The sequence below is a fragment of the Pseudomonas graminis genome (genome assembly GCF_013201545.1).
Taxonomy (GTDB): domain Bacteria; phylum Pseudomonadota; class Gammaproteobacteria; order Pseudomonadales; family Pseudomonadaceae; genus Aquipseudomonas.
Genome location: NZ_CP053746.1, coordinates 479634 through 501327, shown reverse-complemented (window position 1 = coordinate 501327; position 21694 = coordinate 479634). Strand labels below are relative to the sequence as shown.

At 61.2% G+C, this 21694-nt stretch carries 17 protein-coding genes and 1 tRNA gene; 8 read left to right on the top strand and 10 right to left on the bottom strand.

The features are described from left to right. Positions 1-37: 37 nt before the first annotated feature. Positions 38-2335: a beta-glucosidase BglX gene (gene bglX / locus FX982_RS02325; protein ID WP_172609499.1), complete on the bottom strand. Its 2298-nt coding sequence runs from the start codon at positions 2333-2335 to the stop codon at positions 38-40. A gap of 341 nt (positions 2336-2676) precedes the next feature. Here bglX and FX982_RS02320 point away from each other — a divergent pair, with 341 nt between their 5' ends. The 4 genes from FX982_RS02320 to FX982_RS02305 all read left to right on the top strand — a co-directional run bounded on the left by FX982_RS02320 (position 2677) and on the right by FX982_RS02305 (position 6098). Continuing rightward, positions 2677-3240, top strand: a complete 564-nt coding sequence (locus FX982_RS02320; RefSeq protein WP_438826312.1) for a LemA family protein — start codon at positions 2677-2679, stop codon at positions 3238-3240. After that, a complete protein-coding gene (locus tag FX982_RS02315; RefSeq protein WP_172609497.1) occupies positions 3240-4016 on the top strand; it encodes a TPM domain-containing protein in 777 nt (258 codons plus the stop codon). The genes FX982_RS02320 and FX982_RS02315 overlap by 1 nt, the downstream gene beginning before the upstream one ends. A 27-nt stretch (positions 4017-4043) precedes the next feature. Then, positions 4044-4661, top strand: a complete 618-nt coding sequence (locus FX982_RS02310) for a TPM domain-containing protein (protein ID WP_172609496.1) — start codon at positions 4044-4046, stop codon at positions 4659-4661. A 219-nt stretch (positions 4662-4880) separates the two neighbouring features. After that, positions 4881-6098: a class I SAM-dependent methyltransferase gene (locus FX982_RS02305; protein ID WP_172609495.1), complete on the top strand. Its 1218-nt coding sequence runs from the start codon at positions 4881-4883 to the stop codon at positions 6096-6098. On the opposite strand, the gene FX982_RS02300 is transcribed toward FX982_RS02305, so the two are convergent. After that, positions 6095-6994: a DMT family transporter gene (locus FX982_RS02300; protein WP_172609494.1), complete on the bottom strand. Its 900-nt coding sequence runs from the start codon at positions 6992-6994 to the stop codon at positions 6095-6097. The two genes, FX982_RS02305 and FX982_RS02300, sit on opposite strands and share 4 nt — an antisense overlap. Before the next feature lie 187 nt (positions 6995-7181). On the opposite strand from FX982_RS02300, the gene FX982_RS02295 reads away from it, so the two are divergent. Continuing rightward, the gene (locus tag FX982_RS02295; protein ID WP_172609162.1) at positions 7182-7547 is read left to right on the top strand and encodes a hypothetical protein; all 366 of its coding nucleotides are present in this window, start codon (positions 7182-7184) and stop codon (positions 7545-7547) included. A gap of 292 nt (positions 7548-7839) precedes the next feature. On the opposite strand, the gene FX982_RS02290 is transcribed toward FX982_RS02295, so the two are convergent. Next, the gene (locus FX982_RS02290; protein ID WP_172609493.1) at positions 7840-8874 is read right to left on the bottom strand and encodes a DUF4917 family protein; all 1035 of its coding nucleotides are present in this window, start codon (positions 8872-8874) and stop codon (positions 7840-7842) included. A 211-nt stretch (positions 8875-9085) separates the two neighbouring features. On the opposite strand from FX982_RS02290, the gene FX982_RS02285 reads away from it, so the two are divergent. The 3 genes from FX982_RS02285 (at position 9086) to FX982_RS02275 (ending at position 11094) form a co-directional block, all read left to right on the top strand. Further along, positions 9086-9283: an SPOR domain-containing protein gene (locus tag FX982_RS02285; RefSeq protein WP_065992330.1), complete on the top strand. Its 198-nt coding sequence runs from the start codon at positions 9086-9088 to the stop codon at positions 9281-9283. 256 nt (positions 9284-9539) lie between these two features. After that, complete coding sequence (locus FX982_RS02280; RefSeq protein WP_122536032.1) at positions 9540-10016, top strand: hemerythrin domain-containing protein; 477 nt, start codon at positions 9540-9542, stop codon at positions 10014-10016. Positions 10017-10323: 307 nt separating this feature from the next. Continuing rightward, entirely contained in the window at positions 10324-11094 is a 771-nt protein-coding gene (locus FX982_RS02275) for an alpha/beta fold hydrolase (RefSeq protein ID WP_172609492.1), read from the top strand. Between the two features lie 57 nt (positions 11095-11151). Here the strand turns inward: FX982_RS02275 and FX982_RS02270 are convergent, their stop codons facing one another. The 7 genes from FX982_RS02270 to uca form a co-directional block, all read right to left on the bottom strand. After that, the gene (locus FX982_RS02270; RefSeq protein WP_172609491.1) at positions 11152-11961 is read right to left on the bottom strand and encodes an EAL domain-containing protein; all 810 of its coding nucleotides are present in this window, start codon (positions 11959-11961) and stop codon (positions 11152-11154) included. A 236-nt stretch (positions 11962-12197) separates the two neighbouring features. After that, positions 12198-12271, bottom strand: a tRNA-Gly gene (locus FX982_RS02265). Positions 12272-12455: 184 nt separating this feature from the next. Beyond that, complete coding sequence (locus FX982_RS02260; protein ID WP_122536035.1) at positions 12456-13340, bottom strand: alpha/beta fold hydrolase; 885 nt, start codon at positions 13338-13340, stop codon at positions 12456-12458. Positions 13341-13423: 83 nt separating this feature from the next. Continuing rightward, on the bottom strand, positions 13424-14116 hold the full coding sequence (locus FX982_RS02255; RefSeq protein ID WP_172609490.1) for a pseudouridine synthase: 693 nt from the start codon (positions 14114-14116) through the stop codon (positions 13424-13426). Then, entirely contained in the window at positions 14106-14324 is a 219-nt protein-coding gene (locus FX982_RS02250) for a cysteine-rich CWC family protein (RefSeq protein ID WP_172609489.1), read from the bottom strand. Before FX982_RS02250 ends, FX982_RS02255 begins: the two co-directional genes overlap by 11 nt. Positions 14325-14405: 81 nt before the next feature. Continuing rightward, positions 14406-17798, bottom strand: coding sequence for a dermonecrotic toxin domain-containing protein (locus FX982_RS02245; RefSeq protein WP_172609488.1), 3393 nt, complete (start codon positions 17796-17798; stop codon positions 14406-14408). A gap of 135 nt (positions 17799-17933) precedes the next feature. Further along, positions 17934-21572, bottom strand: a complete 3639-nt coding sequence (gene uca, locus FX982_RS02240) for an urea carboxylase (protein WP_172609487.1) — start codon at positions 21570-21572, stop codon at positions 17934-17936. Positions 21573-21694 lie beyond the last annotated feature (122 nt).

Sequence of the window (21694 nt, the reverse complement as noted above, 5' to 3'; positions counted from 1 at the left end):
CTTTCAGTGGCTGGCGCATTCGCCCCGGATTCCTGCCTTACAGCAAGTTAAACGTCGTCTCTTTCACGTTCTCCGAATCCAGGCCGATCATCAGCTTGAACTCGCCAGCCTCGGCCGCGTACTTCAGCGACGGGTTGAAGAACTTCAGGTCTTCTTCGGTCAGGGTGAAGCTCACGGACTTCTCTTCACCCGACTTCAGCATGACTTTCTGGAAGTTCTTCAGCTCCTTCACCGGACGGCTGATGGAAGCGGCTACATCGCGCAGGTACAGCTGAACCACGGTCTCACCCGCGACCTTGCCGGTGTTCTTGACCATGACGCTGGCGGTCAGCTTGTCCTTGCGGGTCATCTTGTTGATCGACAGGGTAATGTCCGACACGCTGAACTGGGTGTAGCTCAGGCCGTAACCGAACGGGAACAGCGGGCTGGTCGGCTCTTCGAAATAGTTCGAGGTGTAGTTCGAATCGTTCGGGCGATACGGGCGGCCGGTGTTCAGGTGGTTGTAGTACGCCGGGACCTGGCCCACGGAGCGTGGGAAGGTCATCGGCAGTTTGCCGGACGGGTTGTAGTCGCCGAACAGCACGTCAGCCAGGGCATTGCCGCCCTCGGTGCCGAGGAACCAGCTTTCCACCATGGCGTCGGCGAGTTCGTTTTCTTCACCCAGCGCCAGCGGCCGGCCATTCATCAGCACCAGCACCAGCGGTTTGCCCGTAGCCTTGAGCGCGCGGATCAGGTCCCGTTGACGGCCCGGTATTACCAGGTCGACACGGCTCGCCGCTTCATGGGACATGTTGCGCGACTCACCCACAACGGCAACCACCACGTCCGCCTGCTGCGCGGCCTTGACCGCTTCGTCGATCATTTCCTGCTCGGGACGCGGGTCGATGGCGATCTGGTCGTCCATCTTGTTCAGGTAAGTGATGGCGTGCTGGTTGTCGGTGATGTTGGAGCCCAGTGCATAAACCAGCTTGGCCTTGTCGCCGACCGCCGCCGCAATGCCGTCATAGGCGTTGACGGTCTGACGCGCCAGCCCGGCCGCTGACCAACTGCCCATCATGTCCATCGAGCTCTTGGCCAGCGGACCGATCACAGCGATGGTGCCTTGCTTCTTCAGTGGCAGGGTGTCGTTCTGGTTCTTCAGCAGCACGACGCTCTTGCGCGCAACGTCGCGGGCTTCGGCACGGTGCAGACGGTTTTCGGCGTTGCGGTCGGCCGGGTCATCCACTGCCGCGCCGATGCGCAGGTATGGGTTGGCGAACAGGCCCATTTCCCACTTGGCGCCAAGCACTTCACGTACGGCGTTATCGACTTCTTTGACCGACACTTCGCCGCTCTTTACCAGATCCGGCAGTTCTTCGCCGTAGGCCTTGTCGTTCATGCTCAGGTCGACGCCGGCCTTGATCGCCAGCTTGGCGGCTTCGCGGAAGTCCTTGGCCACGCCGTGGTCGATCAGTTCCTTGATCGCGCCGTGGTCGCTGACGGTTACGCCCTTGAAGCCCCAATCCCTGCGCAAGACATCCTGCAGCAGCCAGGCGTTGGACGTGGAAGGCACGCCATTGATGGAATTGAGCGCGATCATCACGCCGCCTGCGCCGGCATCAATCGATGCGCGGTAGGGCGGCAGGTAGTCCTGCTGCATGCGCACCGGGCTCATGTCGACGGTGTTGTAGTCGCGACCGCCCTCGACCGCGCCATACAGGGCGAAGTGTTTGACCACCGCCATGATGCTGTTGGGCGCCTGCATGCTGGTGCCCTGAAACGCGCGGGTCATGGTGGCGGAGATGCGCGACACCAGATAGGTATCCTCGCCGAAGCCTTCGGAGCTGCGGCCCCAGCGCGCGTCGCGGGTGATGTCGACCATCGGTGCAAAGGTCATGTCCACGCCGTCGGCCGCGGCTTCGATCGCTGACACGCGACCGGTGCGGGTGATGGCGTTCATGTCCCAGGTCGACGCGAGACCCAGGCTGATCGGGAATACGGTGCGCTGGCCGTGGACGACGTCGTAGGCGAAGAACATCGGGATCTTGTTGCGGCTGTGCCCGGCGGCGTCCTGCATGGCGCGGTTGTCCGGCAGCACGACGGAGTTGAACGTGCCGCCGATGCGGCCTGCGGTGATTTCCTTGAGAATTTCCGGCTTGGGCATCTCCGGGCCGATGCTGATCAGACGCAGTTGACCGATCTTCTCGTCGAGGGTCATTTGCTTCATCAGGTTGGCGATGAATGCATTCTTGGCTTGCAGCGTGGAGGGGGTGCCAACGCCAGTGGTGGCGTTTTCGGCCCAGGCGGACTGACTGACCAGGCCGATGACGAGACTCAGGAAACACAGCTTATTCATGAATGGTTTTCTCAAGGCGTTGCCGGCAACTCGCGCGTAATACCGGTCAGCCATTGTTATAGGTGTCGAACCTTTGGTTTTTATTGTCATCAGGACGGCAACGTCGCTGAACTCCTGTCTCATATGAGCATCAGTAGCGCAACGAGTTTTATCTGATTGTGGCCCGGCAATCCAGAGCCCTGACAACGTGATGGGGCGCGATTATGCCGGGGATCGTCCGGTTTGGCTAAAGTCATGACTGACAGGACTAACTATTGATGAGTACAGGGAGCACGCACGCCATGCAAACAGAGCGTTATGACCACAGCCGGGGCAGTCGTTACAAATTGTCACTGGCGTTGATGATGCTGCTGACGACGCTGTTGTCCGGCTGCGGGATCAACAACATTCCGACCTACGACGAGCAGGTGAAGGCCGCCTGGGCTCAAGTGCAGAACCAGTATCAGCGCCGCGCCGACTTGATCCCCAACCTCGTGGAAACGGTGAAGGGCTACGCAAAGCAAGAGCAGGATACGCTGACCGCCGTTGTCGAAGCGCGGGCCAAGGCAACGTCGATTCAGGTGGACGCCACAACCCTGAACGATCCGGCCAAACTTAAGCAGTTCCAGGATGCACAAGGTCAGCTGACCGGCGCACTGAGCCGTTTGATGGTGGTCTCGGAGCGCTATCCGGACCTCAAATCCAACCAGAACTTCCTCGCGCTGCAGTCCCAGCTTGAAGGCACGGAAAACCGTATCGCGGTGGCCCGTCGCGACTTCATCACGGCGGTCGAGCGTTACAACACCGAGATCCGCACTTTCCCGGGCCGTCTGTGGCATACCGTGATGTACAGCGATCTGCCGGTGCGTCCGAACTTTGAAGCCACTGCCGCTGACGCTGATAAAGCGCCGCAAGTGAAGTTCTGATGGGACGCGCGCGCCGGGGAGTGCTGGTCGCGTTTCTGGCGATGACGGTGGGCGTATTTGCCCAGTGGGCGCAAGCCGACCTCACGTTTCCGCCGCTGACCGGGCGGGTCGTCGACACCGCCGGGATGATCGATGGCCCGAGCAAAGAGCATCTCGAACAGATGCTGCGCGCGCACGAAGAACTGACCACCGAGCAAGTGGTGGTGGTCACACTGCCTGACCTGCAGGGCTCGACCATTGAGGACTACGGCTATCAGCTAGGTCGTCACTGGGGCATCGGCCAGAAGGGCAAGGACAACGGCGCTCTGTTGGTGGTCGCCCGGGACGAACGCAAGGTGCGCATCGAAGTGGGTTACGGCCTGGAAGATCGTCTGACGGATGCGCAATCATCAGTGATCATCAATCAGATCATCACGCCGGCGTTCCGCCAGGGCGATTTTGTGGGCGGTATCACCAAAGGCACCGAGGCGATGGTCCAGGTACTCGGCGGCGATCCCCTTGCCGAACCCGCAGTCGGCGCCACCGGCAGCGCAGCGGCGAGCGAGAACGAGGGTGTCGACTGGAAAGTGACCTTGCTGTTTCTGGTGCTGTTCGTGGTCATCAGTTACATCAGCGCACGTTCTGGGCGAGGCCGTTCCATCGGCTCCGGGGGCGGCGGGTTCGGCGGGTTTGGTTCCGGCGGCTCTGGCGGCTTCGGCTCAGGCGGCTCGGGCTCGGGCGGCATGCGCGGTGGCGGTGGTGGTTTTGGCGGGGGCGGTGCCTCCGGTGGCTGGTAGTCGTTCGCTCAGGAAGGGTTTAGGTGCATGACATTGCTCAATAAAGACGAACAGCAGCGGGTTGCCCACGCCATCGAAACCGTCGAGCGTCAGACCGACGCGGAACTGGTGACGGTGCTGGCAAGCAGTGCAGACGACTACACCTACGTACCGCTGATCTGGGCCGGGGTCATCGCGCTGCTCGTGCCGGGGCTGATCAACCTGCTGACCGGCTGGCTCAACGCTAATCATCTGCTGCTGGTGCAGGTCATCACGTTCATTGTGGTGGCGCTGCTGTGCCGGTTGCCTGGCGTCACTACGCGGCTGGTGCCTGTTCGCGTGCGGCACTGGCGGGCGGGCAATCTCGCCCGACGGCAGTTTCTCGAACAGAATCTTCATGCCACCACCCATGGCACCGGCGTGCTGATTTTCGTCAGCGAGGCCGAGCGCTACGTCGAAATCATCGTCGACGATGGCATCGCCCGACGCGTCGATAACGAAGTCTGGCGCGCGATGGTCGAGACCTTTACCCGGCAGGTGAAGGATGGCCGGATTCTGGAGGGGTTTGTCGGGTGCATCCGTTCGTGCGGCGATGTGCTGAGCGAGCAGGTGCCCGTGACCCAGGCGCGCAACGAGTTGCCGAATCGGTTGGTGGTGTTGGGGTAAATCGGTCTCATGCCGCAGAGATCTGACGCAGAGCGTCAAGGGCTGCGTCACCACGCGGAGCGTGGGGACGATCATCCGTAGGTGTCCGACCGAGTGAGGATCGTTCCCGCGCTGCGCGTGGGAATGCCTCTTCTGACGCTCCGCGTCATTTAATTGCACCTACTCCTCACGACCCGCCTAAAATAGCGCCTCGCATTTCCGCTCCCGAGGCGCTTTCCGATGTCCGTTACCGCACCCGCCACCGTTCCTGCGCAGGACCACCGTGCTCAGTTTCTGAGTCTGCTGGACACCTGCCTGACGCAAAATTCGCTGATCAAACTGGTGCTGGCCAAGTACGTCGGAAGTGAAGCGGAATTGCAGCGGGTCATCATCAAGCCCGTCACAGTCAAGGATCAGCCTTGCCTGTCCTTCGTCTACCGCTACAAGACCCGCGACATCACCAAGAATCACCCCTTGGTCGAGGCGCATTCGCTGATCACCAGTCTGTTGCCCGAGTCCTTCAAGAACGCGCATCTGCTTTCCCTCACCGATGAAGTGCAGCTGGAGTTCAGCAAGAAGGGCAAGAGCACGCTGTTCCGCAACAAGGCCCAGCAAGAACGCGAAGCCCCGACCGCCGAGCATGACCGCGAGAAAAAACGTTATCTGGAACTGAGCCGGCCGTTCCTGACCGATCTTGGCGTGACCAACAAGCAGCACGAGCTGATCCCGGCGATGTCGCGCAAGTGGAAGCAGATCAACAAGTTCATCGAAGTGTTTTCCCACGCGCTGGCGACCTCGCCGATCAAGCTGGACAGGCCCGTGACGGTTGCGGATTTCGGATCGGGCAAGGGCTATCTCACCTTCGCCATCCACGATTACCTGCGCAACACCTTGCAGGCCGAGGGCAACGTCACCGGCGTCGAGTTGCGCGAAGACATGGTCTCGCTGTGCAACAACGCTGCCGCGCGGCTTGAGCATCCGGGGCTGGTGTTCAAGTGCGGTGACGTGCGCTCGGTGGCGCCCAGCGAACTGGACGTCATGATCGCCTTGCACGCCTGCGACATCGCCACCGACTACGCGATTCACACCGGCATCCGCTCGGGCGCCTCGATCATCATGTGCTCGCCGTGCTGCCACAAACAGATCCGCCTGCAGATCCAGAGCCCGACGCTGCTCAAGCCGATGCTGCAATACGGTTTGCACATGGGCCAGCAGGCCGAGATGGTCACCGATGCCTTGCGCGCGCTGCTGCTGGAAGCCTGCGGCTATGAAACCAAGGTTTTCGAGTTCATCTCGCTGGAGCACACCAACAAGAACAAGATGATCCTGGCGGTCAAACGCACCAGCCCGGCGGACCCTGCTGAATTGCTGGCGAAGATTCAGGAGCTGAAAGTGTTCTACGGGATTCAGGAGCAGTGCCTGGAGCGCTTGCTCCAGGCGGATGGCCTGCTCGGTTAAATGCGAGCGGCGGCGACGGGCTTGGGTGCAATCACAGCCGTTTTGCGCCCGATGGCCAGCACGACCACGACACCGGCGGCGAAGATCCAGGTTGTCGGGTCAATGTGCTCGCCGAAAAACAGCGCCGAGAAGGCCATGGTGAAGAACAGCTGCACCAGTTGGATCTGGCTGACCCGCGCGATGCCGCCCATGGCCAGCCCGGCGTACCAGGCGAAGAATCCGATGAATTGCGAGAACAGCGACACGTAACCGAAGGCCCACCAGGTCCCGGGGGAAATCGGGCCTTGGTGCTGCCACGCCAGATAGCTGACGGGCACGATCAGTACCGGGATCGAAATCACCAGCGCCCAGCAGATCACCTGCCAGCCACCCATCTCCTTCGCCAGCCGCCCGCCTTCGGCATAACCCAGCCCGCCAATCGCCACCGCAGCGACCATCAGCAGATCACCGGCCTGAAGGTTGCCGGCCCCGCTGATCAGCGCGTAACCCAGCACCAGAACGCTGCCCATGGCCGCGCAGGCCCAGAAGGCTTTCGACGGGCGCTCGTGGGAGAGCCATGCGGCGTAGATGGCCACCAGCAGCGGTTGCAGGCCATTGACCAGTGCGCCGTGGGAGGCAGGCAGGGTTTTCATGGCCCAGGCCGAGAGCACCGGGAACCCGACGATCACCCCAAGCGCGACCACCATCAAGGCCTTGAACTGAGCCAGGGTCGGCCATTTTTCCCTGCGCCACAGCAGCAACGCCGCCGCCGGCACCGCCGCAAACAAGGCGCGGCCCAGCCCGTTGAGCAAGGGATGAATTTCCTGCACTACGATGCGGGTCATGGGCAGCGTCAGACTGAAGATCACCACGCCGATCAGTCCGAGGGCCATGCCGGTGTTTTCACGAGAGGACATAGAGGGTCTTGCCTTGTTCTTGTGGGTGCGAAACGCACCGGTATTCAGCCACAGAACCTGGGTGGCGGCCCTTTACAGATGCGCGCGGAATCGTCCGTACACTTCAAAAGCTTCCCGGCTGAAGCCGGTCCTACTAACCGACCGCGATGCTTGTGTAGGACCGGCTTCAGCCGGCAATCGGTCAAGGGTGGAACTGCCGTTTTCGAGGATTTTCCTGGCGAGCACTCAATCGCCTCAAATGTTGGTGCAGAAGTTGAATGCAACGTTCCTGCAACAGTTGAAGGTCAAATTGATGCCGTCGAATTCAGCCAGGAGAACCATCGTGTCGGGTATCGGAAAATGGGCGTTGCAGGGTGTCGTGGTATTCCTTTTCGCATGGCTGGCGACGGTGGCCGCTCAATGGTCAGGCAGCGTTGTGCACACGACAAGCAGTGATCGGCTTGCCGCCCTCAGCAGCATGCGCCTGACCACCGAATCGGTCGCCACCAGCGTCAGCAAACACAATCAGAGTGGGGCAGTGGTGGTGGGGGCGTTGTCGGAAGGTAACGAGTAAAGGCCAGCGGCTGGGAAGATTCGAAGCGGTGAGCGACTGGAGGACCGGACCTCGCAGGCGGGTTCGGCTCCGTTCGCCCGGATCGCAATGATGCCGACGATCGTCTGACCTCCATGGCCTTTGTGGGAGCGAGCTTGCTCGCGAAGGCTGACTTACGGTAGCTGAAAGTTGGCAGCCTGTGACGGCCTCTTCGTCTGCAAGCTGACTCCCACAAGATCAGCGTTCGTCATCGGTTCTTGGGTGAACAAGCTAATGAGGTGTCCGGCGGCGGGCCCACTCTTACGCCAACCCCTCAGCTCTTCTTCAACTCCAACGCTTCCTTCAATCGCGCCACCGGCACGGCAAGCGCCGGGTCGCCCAGCGGGTGGGTGGTGGCGTTGAAGAATGTCAGCTCGATGTTCTGCCCTTCAAACAATTCGCTGTAGCGGCGTTTCTGGTGCTGGATGAACGCGTCACTGCGTGGCAGCACTGAGATGGCGATACGCTCCGGGCGGGCCTGGAGAATGGCGTTGAGGATGTGTCGATCGTGTTTGCCCAGCGAGTGGCCGAAGACGCACAGCGCGCCCTGATGCTGCGCCAGTTGAGCGTGGCAAAACGAAAGATAGTCCGAGCCGCGGATGATCTTCATCTTGTCGTCGCTGCGCCCTTCGCAGACAAACAGCGGCACATCCTCCAGCGCATTGATCGCGAAGCTGCCCAGCAGCGTGCTTTCCGAGGACATCAACTTGCGTGCCGTGCCATCGAAGTTCTTCACCAGGTGCATGCCGCCGTGGAGGTACAGGATGCGCGTTGCGTGGCTGCCGGTGCGGTGCAGGTTGAACATCGCGTCGTCGTCGAACAGGTCATCAAACGGCTGTGCGCCATGCATTGCCGCCCAGTACGCCAGCAGGTCGTAATTGGTGGAGTACACCGTCTGGTACTGGCTCAAGGCTTCGCTGATCCTGGCAATGGTGGCCGCTTCCATCAGCCGCCACGGTACATGCGCCGACCGGATGCCATGAATCAGGGCTTCCTTTATCGCGAAGTAACGGTTCCGTGGCGAGGACGACCCGATCGTCAGCGCGGCATTGACCCGCATGGCGACTTTCAGGCCGCTGAGCACGGGTTCGAAATTCTCCGTTTCCATGGATTTGAACAGCGCCAGCTCAGTGGCGCTCAGGGGTTTGTTGCGCGTGGTCTGCGCCAGCTCGAACAGCGAGTCGTAGGCAAAGTTCTTCCACACGGCAAGACTGGCGCCGTTGCCCAGCAGCAGTCCCGAGCAGGGATTGGCGGCTTGCAGCGTGTTCCAGTCGGCCAGTTCGGCATCAAAATCCGTGAATTCCATCATCTCGCTTCGCTTTCAGGTGAGCAGGTACTGACCGGACGCCAGAACGGAGGGGACTTATAGAAACCCAAGTCGGCATTGTCAACGCGGCATCCCGGCTTCGAGCATTCTTGGCAGGGCACCGCTGGTCTCGCTAACGTCTATAGAGTGAATGGCGGGTGTAAGGTTTTATCCGACAACCCACAACACTCTCTTGAATGAGGGGGAGATCACCATGCACACCGCGATGCTCAGCAAGACGCACTTCAACGGCTACGATGTGATTAACGTCAATAACGGACCTTGGCGGGTCTGCACCCACCACGACAGATTGGGGTCGTTCTCCACACGCGAGGAGGCCATGGCGTTTGCGGCCTCGTTGCCTGCCTATCAAGAACGAACGGCGTTGGCACCTGCCACCAAAGCCCACTAATGATGCGGCTCGTCCTGATGTGAGCTCCGGTTTTGCCCGAGCTCAGATCAGGCGGATGACAACTGGTGAACTGCACTATCCGTTGCCACGTTTCATGCAACCTGCACGATTTCGCTGTTATTGAATTCTTCTAACTTGTTGTTTAAGCAAGCTTTTTTGCAAAGCGCTGTTTCGGCACGCTCGATGCAACTCTACTCATGAACCTGCAGGGTCGGCACTTAGATCGATCCGCTTACCGTGATCCAGAGGAAATACTATGAACGCCATCGAACTGTTGAAAGCCGACCATGAACGCGTAAAAGCCATTTTGACCCAACTGAGCGAGTCGACCGAGCGTGGCGTTAAGAAGCGCACGGACTTGCTGGCCAAGCTGGAAATGGAAATCACTATCCACACCAAGATCGAAGAAGAGATTCTCTATCCGGCGTTCAAAGAAGCGGGCGGCAAAGAACAGGACATCATGTATTACGAAGCCAAGGAAGAGCACCGCACAGTCGACGCCCTTGTGCTCCCTGACCTCAAGCAAACTGACCCTGCAACCCCGGAATTCTCGGGTCGTGTGAAAGTGGTCAAGGAGCTGCTTGAGCACCACATCGAGGAAGAAGAGGAAGAGATGTTCCCGCAGGCTGAAAAGTTGCTGGGCAAGAAGCAGCTGGAAGAACTTGGCGCGCAGATGGAAGCGATGAAGGCTGAATACAAAAAGTCCATGTCGTCGCCGAGCATTGCAGCGTAAGCGTTGATGGAATGAACAAGCCCGGAGTTTTCCGGGCTTTTTTGTGGGTGATGGTTTTAATACTCGTTAATGTTTTAGCGCCCTCACTGGCGCTTTCCCGGCTGAAGCCGGTCCCACATAAAAATTCGAGCTTTGTATGCGCGTGTATCCAGATCCCTTGCCGATACGTGCTCACTGAAAGCTCGCCCTCAGCGACACACCGCAGATACGTGCAGCGCATTCAATGGTTCACAGCGAAGCGCGGGGCCAGGCTTCGGCCATTTCGGTCAAGCCCCCCGACCATGAATGCACACTGAGGAAGCACCCCATGAACAGAATCAACGCGTCATTGCTGTTAAGCGTTTTTACGGCGGGCGCCCTGGCGCTGGGCGTTGCCGATGCTGCTCAAGCCGCACCGGTCAAAAACATCGTGCTGGTGCACGGGGCCTTTGTGAATGGGTCAGGTTGGAAACCGGTTTACGAGATCCTGCGCAAGGACGGCTACAACGTCTCGATCGCTGAACACCCGCTGACGTCGTTCGCCGATGACGTGACGGCGGTGAAGCGCATCGTTGACCAGCAAAATGGCCCGACGATTCTGGTCGGCCACAGTTATGGCGGCGCGATCATCACGGATGTCGGCAATGACGCCCACGTCGTGGGCCTGGTGTACATCGCTGCCCACGCGCTGGATCAGGGGGAAACCGAAGCGCAGAACGGCAAGTTGTACCCCAACGCCACCAAGGCGGTGAAGAAAACCGCCGACGGCTTTCTGTCCCTCGACCCTGCGTTATACCCGGCGGACTTCGCGGCTGACCTGCCCAAGGCTCAGGCTGAGTTCGAAGCCATTTCCCAGGAGCCGACCGCGGCATCGGTGTTCACCACCCCCGCTGGCGTGCCCGCGTGGAAAACCAAACCGAGCTGGTACGCAGTGGCCGGCGCAGACCGGATCATCAACCCGGACCTTGAGCGCATGTATGCCAAGCGGGCCAACAGCCACACCATCGAAATCAAAGGCGCCAGTCACTCGGTGTACCAGTCCCGTCCCCAGGAAGTGGCCACGTTGATCGAACAGGCCGCCGCTCACGCCGCGGATTGACGTATCGCTTTCACAGCTGACCTTTAACCCCTGCAACGTCAAAGGTTGCCTGGGGAATCAGGCCACTTCGACAACGCCTGAGCCGGCGATCAAATCCAACGGCATCGGTTGCAATTGCCCCACCATGGGTTTGGCAAACAGATAGCCCTGCATCAGCTCGACACCCAGATCCAACAGGGCGTCGCGCTCTTCGCGGGTTTCGATGCCTTCGGCCACGACCGTGATGCCAAGCCGCTTGGACACCAACACGATCCCTTCAACAATCGCCTGACGTACAGTGTCCCGGTCGATGTCTCGGGTGAGTGCCATGTCGATTTTCAGGACCTGAGGCTGAAACATCGCCAGCATGTTCAGGCCGGAATAACCTGATCCGAAGTCATCGATAGCGGTGGTAAAACCTTGCCGCGCGTACTCTTCAAAAATGGACTTGAGATGATTCGGGTCTTCGACCCGCTCGCCTTCTGTGACTTCGAACATGAGCCGATCCACCGGGAAGTCGAAGGTCCGGGACGCTTCAAGGGTTGCACGAATGCAGGTCTCCGCCCGGTACACCGCCTTGGGCAGAAAGTTGATACTCAGCTTGCAGTCTGGAATCCCAGGCAGGCCCAGCTGGGTAGCGAGCTCAATGGCCCTGACCCGGCACGTCTGATCGAAACGGTATCGGTTGCCGTCGTTGACCTGACCCAGAATGAACGCAGCCGACTCGCCATTGACGCCACGTACCAGCGCCTCATAAGCAAAAGGTGCGCCCGTGATGACGTTGAAAATAGGTTGGAAAGCCATGGTGAAGTCGAATCCCAGACCCTCGAGATTTCGACATTCAGCGCAGCCAATGGATTCGAAGGTTGCCAAGGGGATATGTTGCATGATCGTCACTGCCTTGAGGTTTCGTCGGTCGCTGCATGGATTTCGAGCGACAGGTTTCTCTGTATCGGCAGCTGGCGTGAAATCTGTGGTGCGGATTTGCAGCAGGGGATTAGCGGTAACGAAATCGGTGCATGAGAGGGGGCAGGTCTGGCCCGGTCTTTGAAATCGAAGGTAAGAACCAAGGTTGATTCAGAGAGGGTGAGGGCGGCTGGAAGGCCCGTAAACACTGGGGGAGATGGAGCGGGTAGAGGGAATCGAACCCTCAACTAAAGCTTGGGAAGCTTTCGTTTTACCACTAAACTATACCCGCTTTTAAATCGACGCCTTTGGCGCGGCTGACTTTGTACCAGATGCGGCGTGTTAATTGAAGCGTTATATGCCGCACCGACCCAATGCCATCTCGCCCACCCCTGATTCGCTGTCCAATAGCGCTCATCAGGGGCTGCAGCAGACCATTCCTTCCCCGTCTTCTGCTCTTGCATCTCCCAGTCCGATCACACCGCAAACGCCTGTTGCAACTGACCCGTTCTGTAATGAACGCGGCGGGGTTCAGGCGTGGGCGTCAGAAACCCGTGCAGCGCCTCTTTCGATGCCAGGCACGCGGCCTTGTTCTCCATGTCCAGAAAGTGCCCGGCATCCTGAAGGGTGCTGAAATGGCAGTCGCGAATGTAGTGGGCGAAGTGCCGGGCGTCGGCAGCCGAGGTGTATTCGTCCCATGCGCCGTTCATGAACAGCACCGGCACATTGATGCGCTTGGCCGCTTTCATCTGGGGATGATTGCTCGCGTCCAGCACATGATCGATGTGGTGGTGCATCTGCGCGTATTCATGCGCATCCAGGGAGCTGACGTGCTTGTGGTTGTAGCGTTTGAACAGCGAGGGTAAGTGTTTGCCCAAGGTGCTGTTGAGCAACTCCCCGACGCCATGGCGGTTGTAGGTGCCGAAGTGTTGCCGGCCGCGCTCGAGGTAGTCGCGCAGAGGGTCGCTGATGACGGGTGAGAACGAGCTGATGACTGCCTTTTCGATGCGTTTGGGCCGGTGGGCCAGGGCGACCAGCGCCGCCGCGCCGCCCCATGAGAACGACATCAGGAGTTCGGCGTTGAAATGGTCGATGAGCTCCAGCAGCAGTTGGCCTTCAAGCTCTTTGGTCAGCGGGCGTTCATGGGCATTGTGGGGTTTTGATTTGCCGGCGTAAGGCGGGTCGTACAGCACGACGTTGAATTGCGGATGCAGGTTGCGCACGGTCTGGGCGAAGGAGGTGGTCGTGGCGAGCGAGCCGTTGACCAGAATGATGGTCTTCTCGGCGGCGTCTGCGCGGTAGAGCTCCGTGTAAACCCGGAACTGGCCCTGAATATCCAGCACAGCGATTTCTGGCTTCATCTCCATGTCTCCTGACGAAAAAACGGGGTGCGCAGAGACACGTTGCACGGGTTTCGTGACAGGTAGGCATTGGGACGCAGGTTTCAGATCAACGCGACTTCGCCGGCACTCAGCGCCCTGTATTGTCCAGGCGCCAGCGCGGAGTCGAGCACCAGTGGCCCCATGCTTTCGCGGTGCAGCCGGGTCACCTTGTTGTTGAAGTGGCCGAACATGCGTTTGACCTGGTGGTAGCGCCCTTCGATGATGCTCAACCGGGCGCGATGACTGTCCAGGATCGTCAGCACGGCGGGCTGTGTCGTCAGGTCTTCAAACGCAAAATAAAACCCTTCAGCAAATTTTTCGACGTAGTTCGCGCCGATGTCGTCTTCGGTCTCGACGCAATAGACCTTCGCCAGCTTGGTGGTTGGCTGCGTCAGACGGCGCGACCAGTGGCCGTCATTGGTAATAAGCATGAGCCCGGAAGTGTTGAAATCCAGACGGCCGGCGATGTGAAGATCGTCCTTGTCGGGTTCATCCAGCAGGTCGAGCACGGTGGGGTGCTGCGGATCGACGGTTGCGCTGACGCAACCCGGAGGTTTGTGCAGCATGAAATACCGGGCGGGTTTGCCGTGCTGAAGGACTTCTTCATCGATCCGCACCTGGCTGAATTCGCGGACCTCATGCAGCGGGTTTTTTACCGGCAACCCGTCGACCTGCACGCGGCCTGCGATCAGCGCAAGTCGTACATCTTTGCGGCTGAAGCGCGGCAGGTTGCTGAGGAAACGGTCAAGACGCATCGCGACGCTTCGCCTCGACGCCTGCGCATTGCGGGCAAAGACATGCCTGTCCACGGACCTCTTCGGGTAGCGCTGCCAATACCGCCGGGTCGATCTCGGCGGTAAAACACCAGCAGGCCTGGTCCACTGTGCGCGGATCAGCCAGGGTACAGCGGTTACTGGCGCCGCAAACAGGGCAAATGCGGGTGTCGATAATGTGAGTGTCCATGTAGGCGCGGTCTTTGAGGGTCGCCAATGCTAGCGCGCCGCCTTGTCTCACGCCATGAGCATGTGCTGTCGCGCAACGCGCCTACGGGGTGATCGGTGATGGGCCCCTGGGTGCTACAAAAGAGGGAGAGCGCCCCAGCATCGATCCCACGGCAGGACAGCGGCAATGCACGAGCAGGATGTTGTCGTAATGAATACCTTGTCGATGCAGCTCACCGAACAGGTCCTGCAGGGTCGGGTTGGCCATACCGAACCGGTTGCGCACGGTCAGCACATCCATGGGCGTTGCAGGGAGTGGGCTCGGTAGCGGAGGTTGGTGACTGTTGCGCACGACTTGGCTGATGTCCCGATAACTCTCATAGTGCTCGCTCTGAAATTTCGCCAGCGTGTAGTTCTTGATGCGCCCCGGCAACGAAGTACCGGCCATCAGCGTGTCCCGGGCCAGCATGTCGAGAAAAGGCCCGACGCCCGGACCGGGCATAGGCTGCGCCGTGTTCAACGTTGCGTAAGGCCGGACCGACTGGCTGGCGATCCGGTGCAGCATCGGGTCGACCAGCTCGTGACCGTGAGGGGCGTAGGTTCGCAGTTCGGTGCCATTGGGAATGGCCGTCGTGCGCGTCCACGGCAAGTAGTAGCCGTGGCTGCTCACGACCAGCGTGCGGGCCTGGGTCCGGTCCGATGTCCACAGCAGAAATTTGCGTCCCAGCTTCCACACCTGAACCGCTGAAGTGCCGAATTCGGCGTTGCCCGCAACGCTCCACGTCTTCATCAGGCCAGTCCCATTGAAGAATGGCTTGAGCAGCGTCCTGCGCGGGTGGGTCGCCCTGCGCAACCAGTCGCCAAAACCACGGGCCGGCAGCGCAGCCTTCACTCGAGTCAGCCCAGGGCCCCATGCTGCGGCGGGCGCGGTGAGTTTACCGAACGCCTGCAAAAGACGTGGCGTGGCCGGCGCCATGTGCAACAGCCCCAGGGACAGAATGGCGAACATCGCCTGGCGCCGTTCTGCCTGACGGTCGCCGGGAAGGTTGGCGGCCTGAATCCCCAGCGCGACACTTGCCGCGCTGGCCGTCAGTGCCGCAATCGAGGCCGCCGGCAGCACGAGCGCCATCGGAGCCAATAACAGTTGCAAGCGATCGAGGTGTTGAATCCACGTGTCGAGGGCCTGCTCGCGGTCGGTCACGATGCTGTCCTCGGCGTCGTACTGGCTGTTAAGACGCAGGCGCTCACAGATGAATCCCATGGGCGAGCCGGACACTTCCTGCTCGCTTAGAAGATGTTGCCGGGCGGCATGGGTGTCCGGGCTGTATAGCGGCTCGGTCCAGGGACGCAGGATCGAGACCGGTTCGGTCGGCGAGCGGACCCCGCCCCACAGCTCGAGGACATAACCGAGCCTGGCGTGAAAACGGCGCGGCATGTAATTGAGCACAGTCTCGCGCCAGGCAGGGTTGGTGGCAGCGGCTTTTAAATGGCTGATGAGCTGCTGACGATTGCTGAATGGCACGAAGGGCGTGGACTGCCCGGCCTGGTACAGCACGCCGTCTTCTCGGTCGGGAGTGGTGATCATCAGCAAGCCGACGCAGGGAGGGCAGTCGGCACCGAGTGGCAGGCCGTTGCTCACGTAAAAGCCCGCAGCGCTCCAGCGGACGGGAGCTGTCGCCAAAAGCCGCGTCTCGGGCGGATGCCCCCGCTGAGCCTGCTCGACGGCCTCGATGACCCGCTGGAAGCTGTCCCTGGGCAGTTCCCCGCTTTTCAAGGCCAGCAGCGCCTGGCTTACGAACGTCGACCAGAGCGCGCGCTCGACATCAGCGCGTTGCTGTTGCCAGAACCGGTCAAGGTGGCGCTGCATCAGCTCGAGAAAGTCGATGCCCTGAATGTATGCCTCGACGCCAAGCGCGCTGATATTCAGCTCCGCCTCGGGCGACCATGTCCCCTTGCCGCTGGGGTCGGCGTAGACGACCCAGCGACCGCCTTCGTCATCGTACCCATGAGGCTGAAGCGCCCTGAACCGGCTTATCAGTGCCTGAGCCAGGGTGACGGGCGCTTCATCCGGCGTGACGATCACGTTGCCTGCCGCAATCCGCGGATGACCCCAAGGCGTCCTCGATGTGCCGGGCAAGTAGCGGATGAACACCCGCTGCGGGTCCGTGACCAGGGTGTGCTTCTGCTTCAACGGGACCGGCTTGAGCCGGGGACACATCTGCCTCAGCCACTGGCCCATGAGCCGGTTCGCAACCCCGAGGGGCGTAGGGATTCGCGTCAGCAATGGCTCATGGTGCTGCCAGTAATCAAGGGCGCTGACCAATGCCATCGCTGGCTCGATGGGCATGAGAGCGCAGTGGTCGTCGTCGATAAATGCGGCAGGTGATTCAACCGCATCGATGTCGCTCAGTCTTGCAGCGCAAAAGTGTTGCTGGGCAACGCGCAGTTGGGTGAACACGCCGTCCGAAGGCGCCGCCAGCGTGAGGAGGGTGTGCGTGCCCTCGAGGGAGAGATTCAGCCGATGCCAGGCCGATGCGTTGATCGCCTCCAGCACCTTGTCCGCCTTCCACGGCGCGTCATCGCTGACGTACTCATGGCAAAGGGGCGCGCTGCCCAGCACGTGGACATAGCAATGCCCCGTGGTGTTGGAGCGTACATGGAAGATACCGGGGATGATCTCGCCGTTCAGCGCCAGCCCGCGCACGACCGAGCGTGCCGGCGGCCTGGGCGACTGCAGGTCCTGGAGACTTGGCGGGAAACGTGTGAGGCCCAGCGCATCCAGCGCCAGTAGATGGCCGTCGTTATCGATCCACCTGCGCGACTGCAGACGGGTCAGACCGTCCAGAAACGCCAGCTTGGCGAGCATCTCCCACGTGTTGCCGTGCTGCTCCCAGAACTGACGCTGCATCTGCTCATATTCCAGTGTCCATCGGGTTTCAATGAGCAGCTCGAAAAACGCCGAGACGGTCAGGGTGGGCGTCGAGGCCGACAGCGGGCGATCAGCCTCGGCGCAGCGTTTAAGGGCGAGAAATCCGAGCGGGTCCAGGGTCTCCCGGCCCAGCTCGCGTAACGTCAGGCGCAGCTCGAACCGCTCCCGACCGTCGGTTTCCACGGCCGGCTCCAGCGCGGTGCTGAAACTGATGTGCAGCTCGTCAAGGTCAATGGGTGCGCCAAATCTGGCCTGCAGCGTTTCCTCCAGCCGCTGGTCCAGATGACGGACGGTCGAGGGCGGACACTCGAGATCCAGTTGCCAGGCTTTCAGTACCCAGACCGACCCGTACAACAATTCGGCAACCGGACTGACGGCCTGGCGCATCAATCTTTTGTGGTTCAGCGTGTGAGGTTCGGCGGGCGCTGCGGCGGTCGGCTTCAGGGATTCTGCCGGTCGCATGTCCTCCGCGAACGGCGAAACGCTGAACGCGCTGCCATGGGGCAGGGTGTCATTGGAAATGAGATCAAGGCCGCTCGCGGGATCGGAGCTGCTGCGGTCGTTCATGAAAAATCGCGCCACGTGGAAAGATGCCCACTATGGCGCGATGCCGGGTTGCAATGGCGGTAACTATGTATCGCGTGTGCCACCGCGTTTTATGCCTTTATGAAAGTTACAGGCTGCAATGAGCAACAGCGCCAATCAGCTAACGTCCAGCACGACCACCCGTTGCCCGGCGCGTACCGCCGAGCCGGGTTGCACGCGTACGTCGCTGACCACACCGGCGTGGGGCGCCAGCAGCGGGATCTCCATTTTCATCGACTCCAGAATCACCAGCGTTTCCCCCGCTTCGACGCGCTGACCGACGTTGACCTGCACCTGCCAGAGATTGCCGGCAATGTGGCTGTCGATGCTGGTCTGCCCGTTTTGCAGCGGGGCTTCTTCCGTGGAGTCGGCCACCGCTTCGTCGCTCTCGAACGAGGCCTGACCGTTGGCGATCCAGCGCTCGCGCTCGGCGTTGAACGCACTCTGCTGCTGGCTGCGGAACGCCGCGATGCCCTGCGCTTCATCGGCCAGAAAGCCTTGGTACTCAGTCAGATTGAGCGTGCTGTGCTCGATCTGCAGCGGGTATCGACCGAGGGGGAAATCGCGGCGGATGGTCAGCAACTCGTCGGCACTGACAGGATAGAAACGGATCTGATCGAAAAACCGCAGCAGCCACGGTTTGCCATCGAACGCCGCCACCGCGCGATAGCGGTTCCACATCTGCAACGTGCGGCCCACGAACTGATAACCGCCTGGGCCTTCCATGCCGTAGACGCACATGTAGGCGCCGCCGATGCCGACGGAGTTCTCGGCGGTCCAGGTGCGCGCCGGGTTGTATTTGGTGGTGACCAGCCGATGGCGAGGATCCAGCGGCGTAGCAACCGGCGCACCGAGGTAAACGTCGCCCAGCCCCATCACCAGATAGCTGGCGTCGAAGACGGTGCGGTGCACTTCGTCGAGGTTCGGCAGGTCGTTGATGCGGCGGATGAATTCCAGGTTGCTCGGGCACCACGGCGCGTCCTTGCGCACGGTGGTCATGTACTTTTCGATGGCCAGCTGGCAGGCCGGATCGTCCCAGGACAACGGCAGATGAACGATGCGCGACGGCACCTCCAGATTCTTGCTGGCGCAGACGCCGTCCCACTCGCCGGCGACCACATCGAGCAGCGTTTTCAGCGGCAGTTGTTCGGGCTGGTAATGCACCTGCAGCGAACGAATGCCCGGCGTCAGGTCGATCACGCCGGTGAGTTGCCTGCTTTCCAGCGCCTGCATCAGCGCATGGCCCCGGAAGCGCAGCACCAGGTCCAGTTCCGGCGCGCCGATTTCCAGCAACAGATGGGTGTCGCCAGAAAGTCGAGCAACGAGGCGGGTGTCGTTTTCACCTATATCAAGAACGATGGGTGACTGTAGGAGCGCGCTTGCCCGCGAATGCGATGGCCCGGCCGCCACAGACTCATGGGATGTACCGGCCCCTTCGCGAGCAAGCTCACTCCTACCCAGATCGGTATTCAGTTTCAGCGAGCGGGCCGCTTCGACGCTCACCGGATAAAACCGCACCTTGTCCCCGGCCTTGAGCTGCCCCAACTGCCACAGATCCGCCTCGATGATCGTCACCGGGCAGACAAAACCGCCCAGGCTCGGCCCGTCCGGCCCAAGAATCACCGGCATGTCCCCGGTAAAATCCACCGCGCCGATGGCGTACGGATTGTCGTGAATGTTCGACGGGTGCAGGCCCGCTTCGCCGCCGTCGGCACGCACCCATTCAGGTTTCGGCCCGATCAGGCGCACGCCCGTGCGGCTGGAGTTGAAATGCACTTCCCAGTCGGTGGCGAAGAAGGTTTCGATGTAGCGCTCAGTGAAATATTCCGGCGCTGCGTGGGGGCCGTAGATCACCCGAATGTCTCGCACTGCCGGCAGCTCGACGATTTGCGCTGGCGTCAACTGTTCACCTGCGCGGCGGTCCACCAACGGCGCAACATGCAGCACGTCCCCTGCGCGCAACGCCCGCCCGCCATGCCCGCCAAACTGGCCCAGGGTGAATGTGCTCTTGCTGCCCATATAATCCGGAACATCCAGCCCGCCCCTCACGCACAGATAACTGCGGGCACCGGCGCCAGCGATAGTGCCGAGCATCAACGTCGATCCAGCAGCAACGAGCAACGATTGATTCATCGGCTGCACGTCGCCATTCAGCGTCAGCGGAATGACCGCGCCCGTCACGGCGATGACCGCATCGGTGTTGAAGCGCAGGGTCGGCCCGCTCATGGTGATTTCCAGCGCGGCGCACCCTTCAGCGTTACCTACCAGAACATTGCCCAGACGCAACGATCGGCTGTCCATCGGACCGGAGGGAGGCACGCCCACCGCCCAATAACCCAGGCGCCCCGGGTAGTCCTGAACGCTGGTCTGGGTGCCGCCGCTCAGCACCTCGAACGTGTCGGCGCGATAGCTCAGCCCCTCAAGGCACCGCGTCCACGGCTGACCGCTGGCGAATGGCACGTCCGCGATAATCTGACGCAAGTAGTCGCGGTTGGTCTCGATCCCGTACAGCCGGGTTTCGCTCAGGGCCTGGGCGAGACCGGCACTGGCAGTCGCTCTGTCCGGCGCCCAACTGATGACCTTGGCGATCATCGGATCGAAAAACGGCGGAATCTCGCACCCGGCCTCGACCCATGTGTCGATGCGCAGGTGTTTTCCGTCGGCGGTGGGGAAGTGCACCGAGGTCAGCAAGCCGGGGCTGGGCTGAAAGTCCCGGCCCGGGTCTTCGGCGTACAACCGCGCCTGAATCGCATGGCCGACGGGCTGTAAACCCGCGCGCAATTCAACGAGCGGCGGCAGATCACCGGCCGCGAGCTGAATCATCCAGCTCACCAGGTCCACGCCCCAGACCTGCTCGGTCACGCCGTGCTCGACCTGCAAACGGGTGTTCACTTCCAGAAAGTAGAAGCGCTGATCGTCGCTGTCGAAGACGAACTCCACGGTGCCGGCGCTGCGGTAGTTGACCGCCTTCGCCAGCTTGATCGCCGCAGCGCACAGCTCATCGGCCATGCCGGCGGGCAGGTTCGGCGCTGGGGTTTCTTCGAGGACCTTCTGATTGCGACGCTGCACCGAGCAATCGCGCACGCCGAGGGCGATCACCTCGCCACAACCGTCGCCGAACACCTGCACTTCCAGATGGCGGGCGCGCTGGATGTACTTCTCGATGAACACGCCAGCGTCGCTGAAGTTGTTCTGGCCCAGTCGCTTGACGGCCTCGAACGACTCGCTCAGTTCGCTGGCGCTGCGGCACACGCGCATGCCGATCCCGCCGCCGCCCGCCGTGCTTTTCAGCATGACCGGGTAGCCGATGGTTTCAGCAGCGCTCAATGCGGCGTCCACGCTGTCCAGTAGTTCGGTGCCTTCAAGCATCGGCACGCCGTGCTGTTTCGCGCGGGCGCGGGCGGTGTGCTTGAGGCCGAAGACCCGCAGTTGCTCGGGCGTCGGGCCGACGAAGGCGATCCCGACGTCTTCACAGGCCTGGGCGAAGGCCGCGTTTTCCGACAGGAAGCCGTAACCCGGATGAATCGCTTTGGCGCCCGTGGATTGAGCGATGGCGAGTATTTTGTCCACCGCCAGGTACGTGCCGGCGGCGCCACCGTCGCCCAGGCTGTGAGCTTCGTCGGCTTGCAGGATGTGCAGACTGGCAGCGTCCGCTTCGGCGTACACCGCGATGCCGCCGACCTGCAGGTCGCGAAGGGTACGCAGGATGCGGCAGGCAATGGCGCCGCGGTTGGCAATCAGCAGTTTGTCGAACATGGCATAGACCCCGGGGACCGACAGCGATCAATCCCTCACTGGGTAGCGGGCCGTCCCGCTGTGGTACGCGTTGCACGAAGGCCGTCCCTCGCGCCGAAGCCTTGAACCCTTGAAACTGTGGT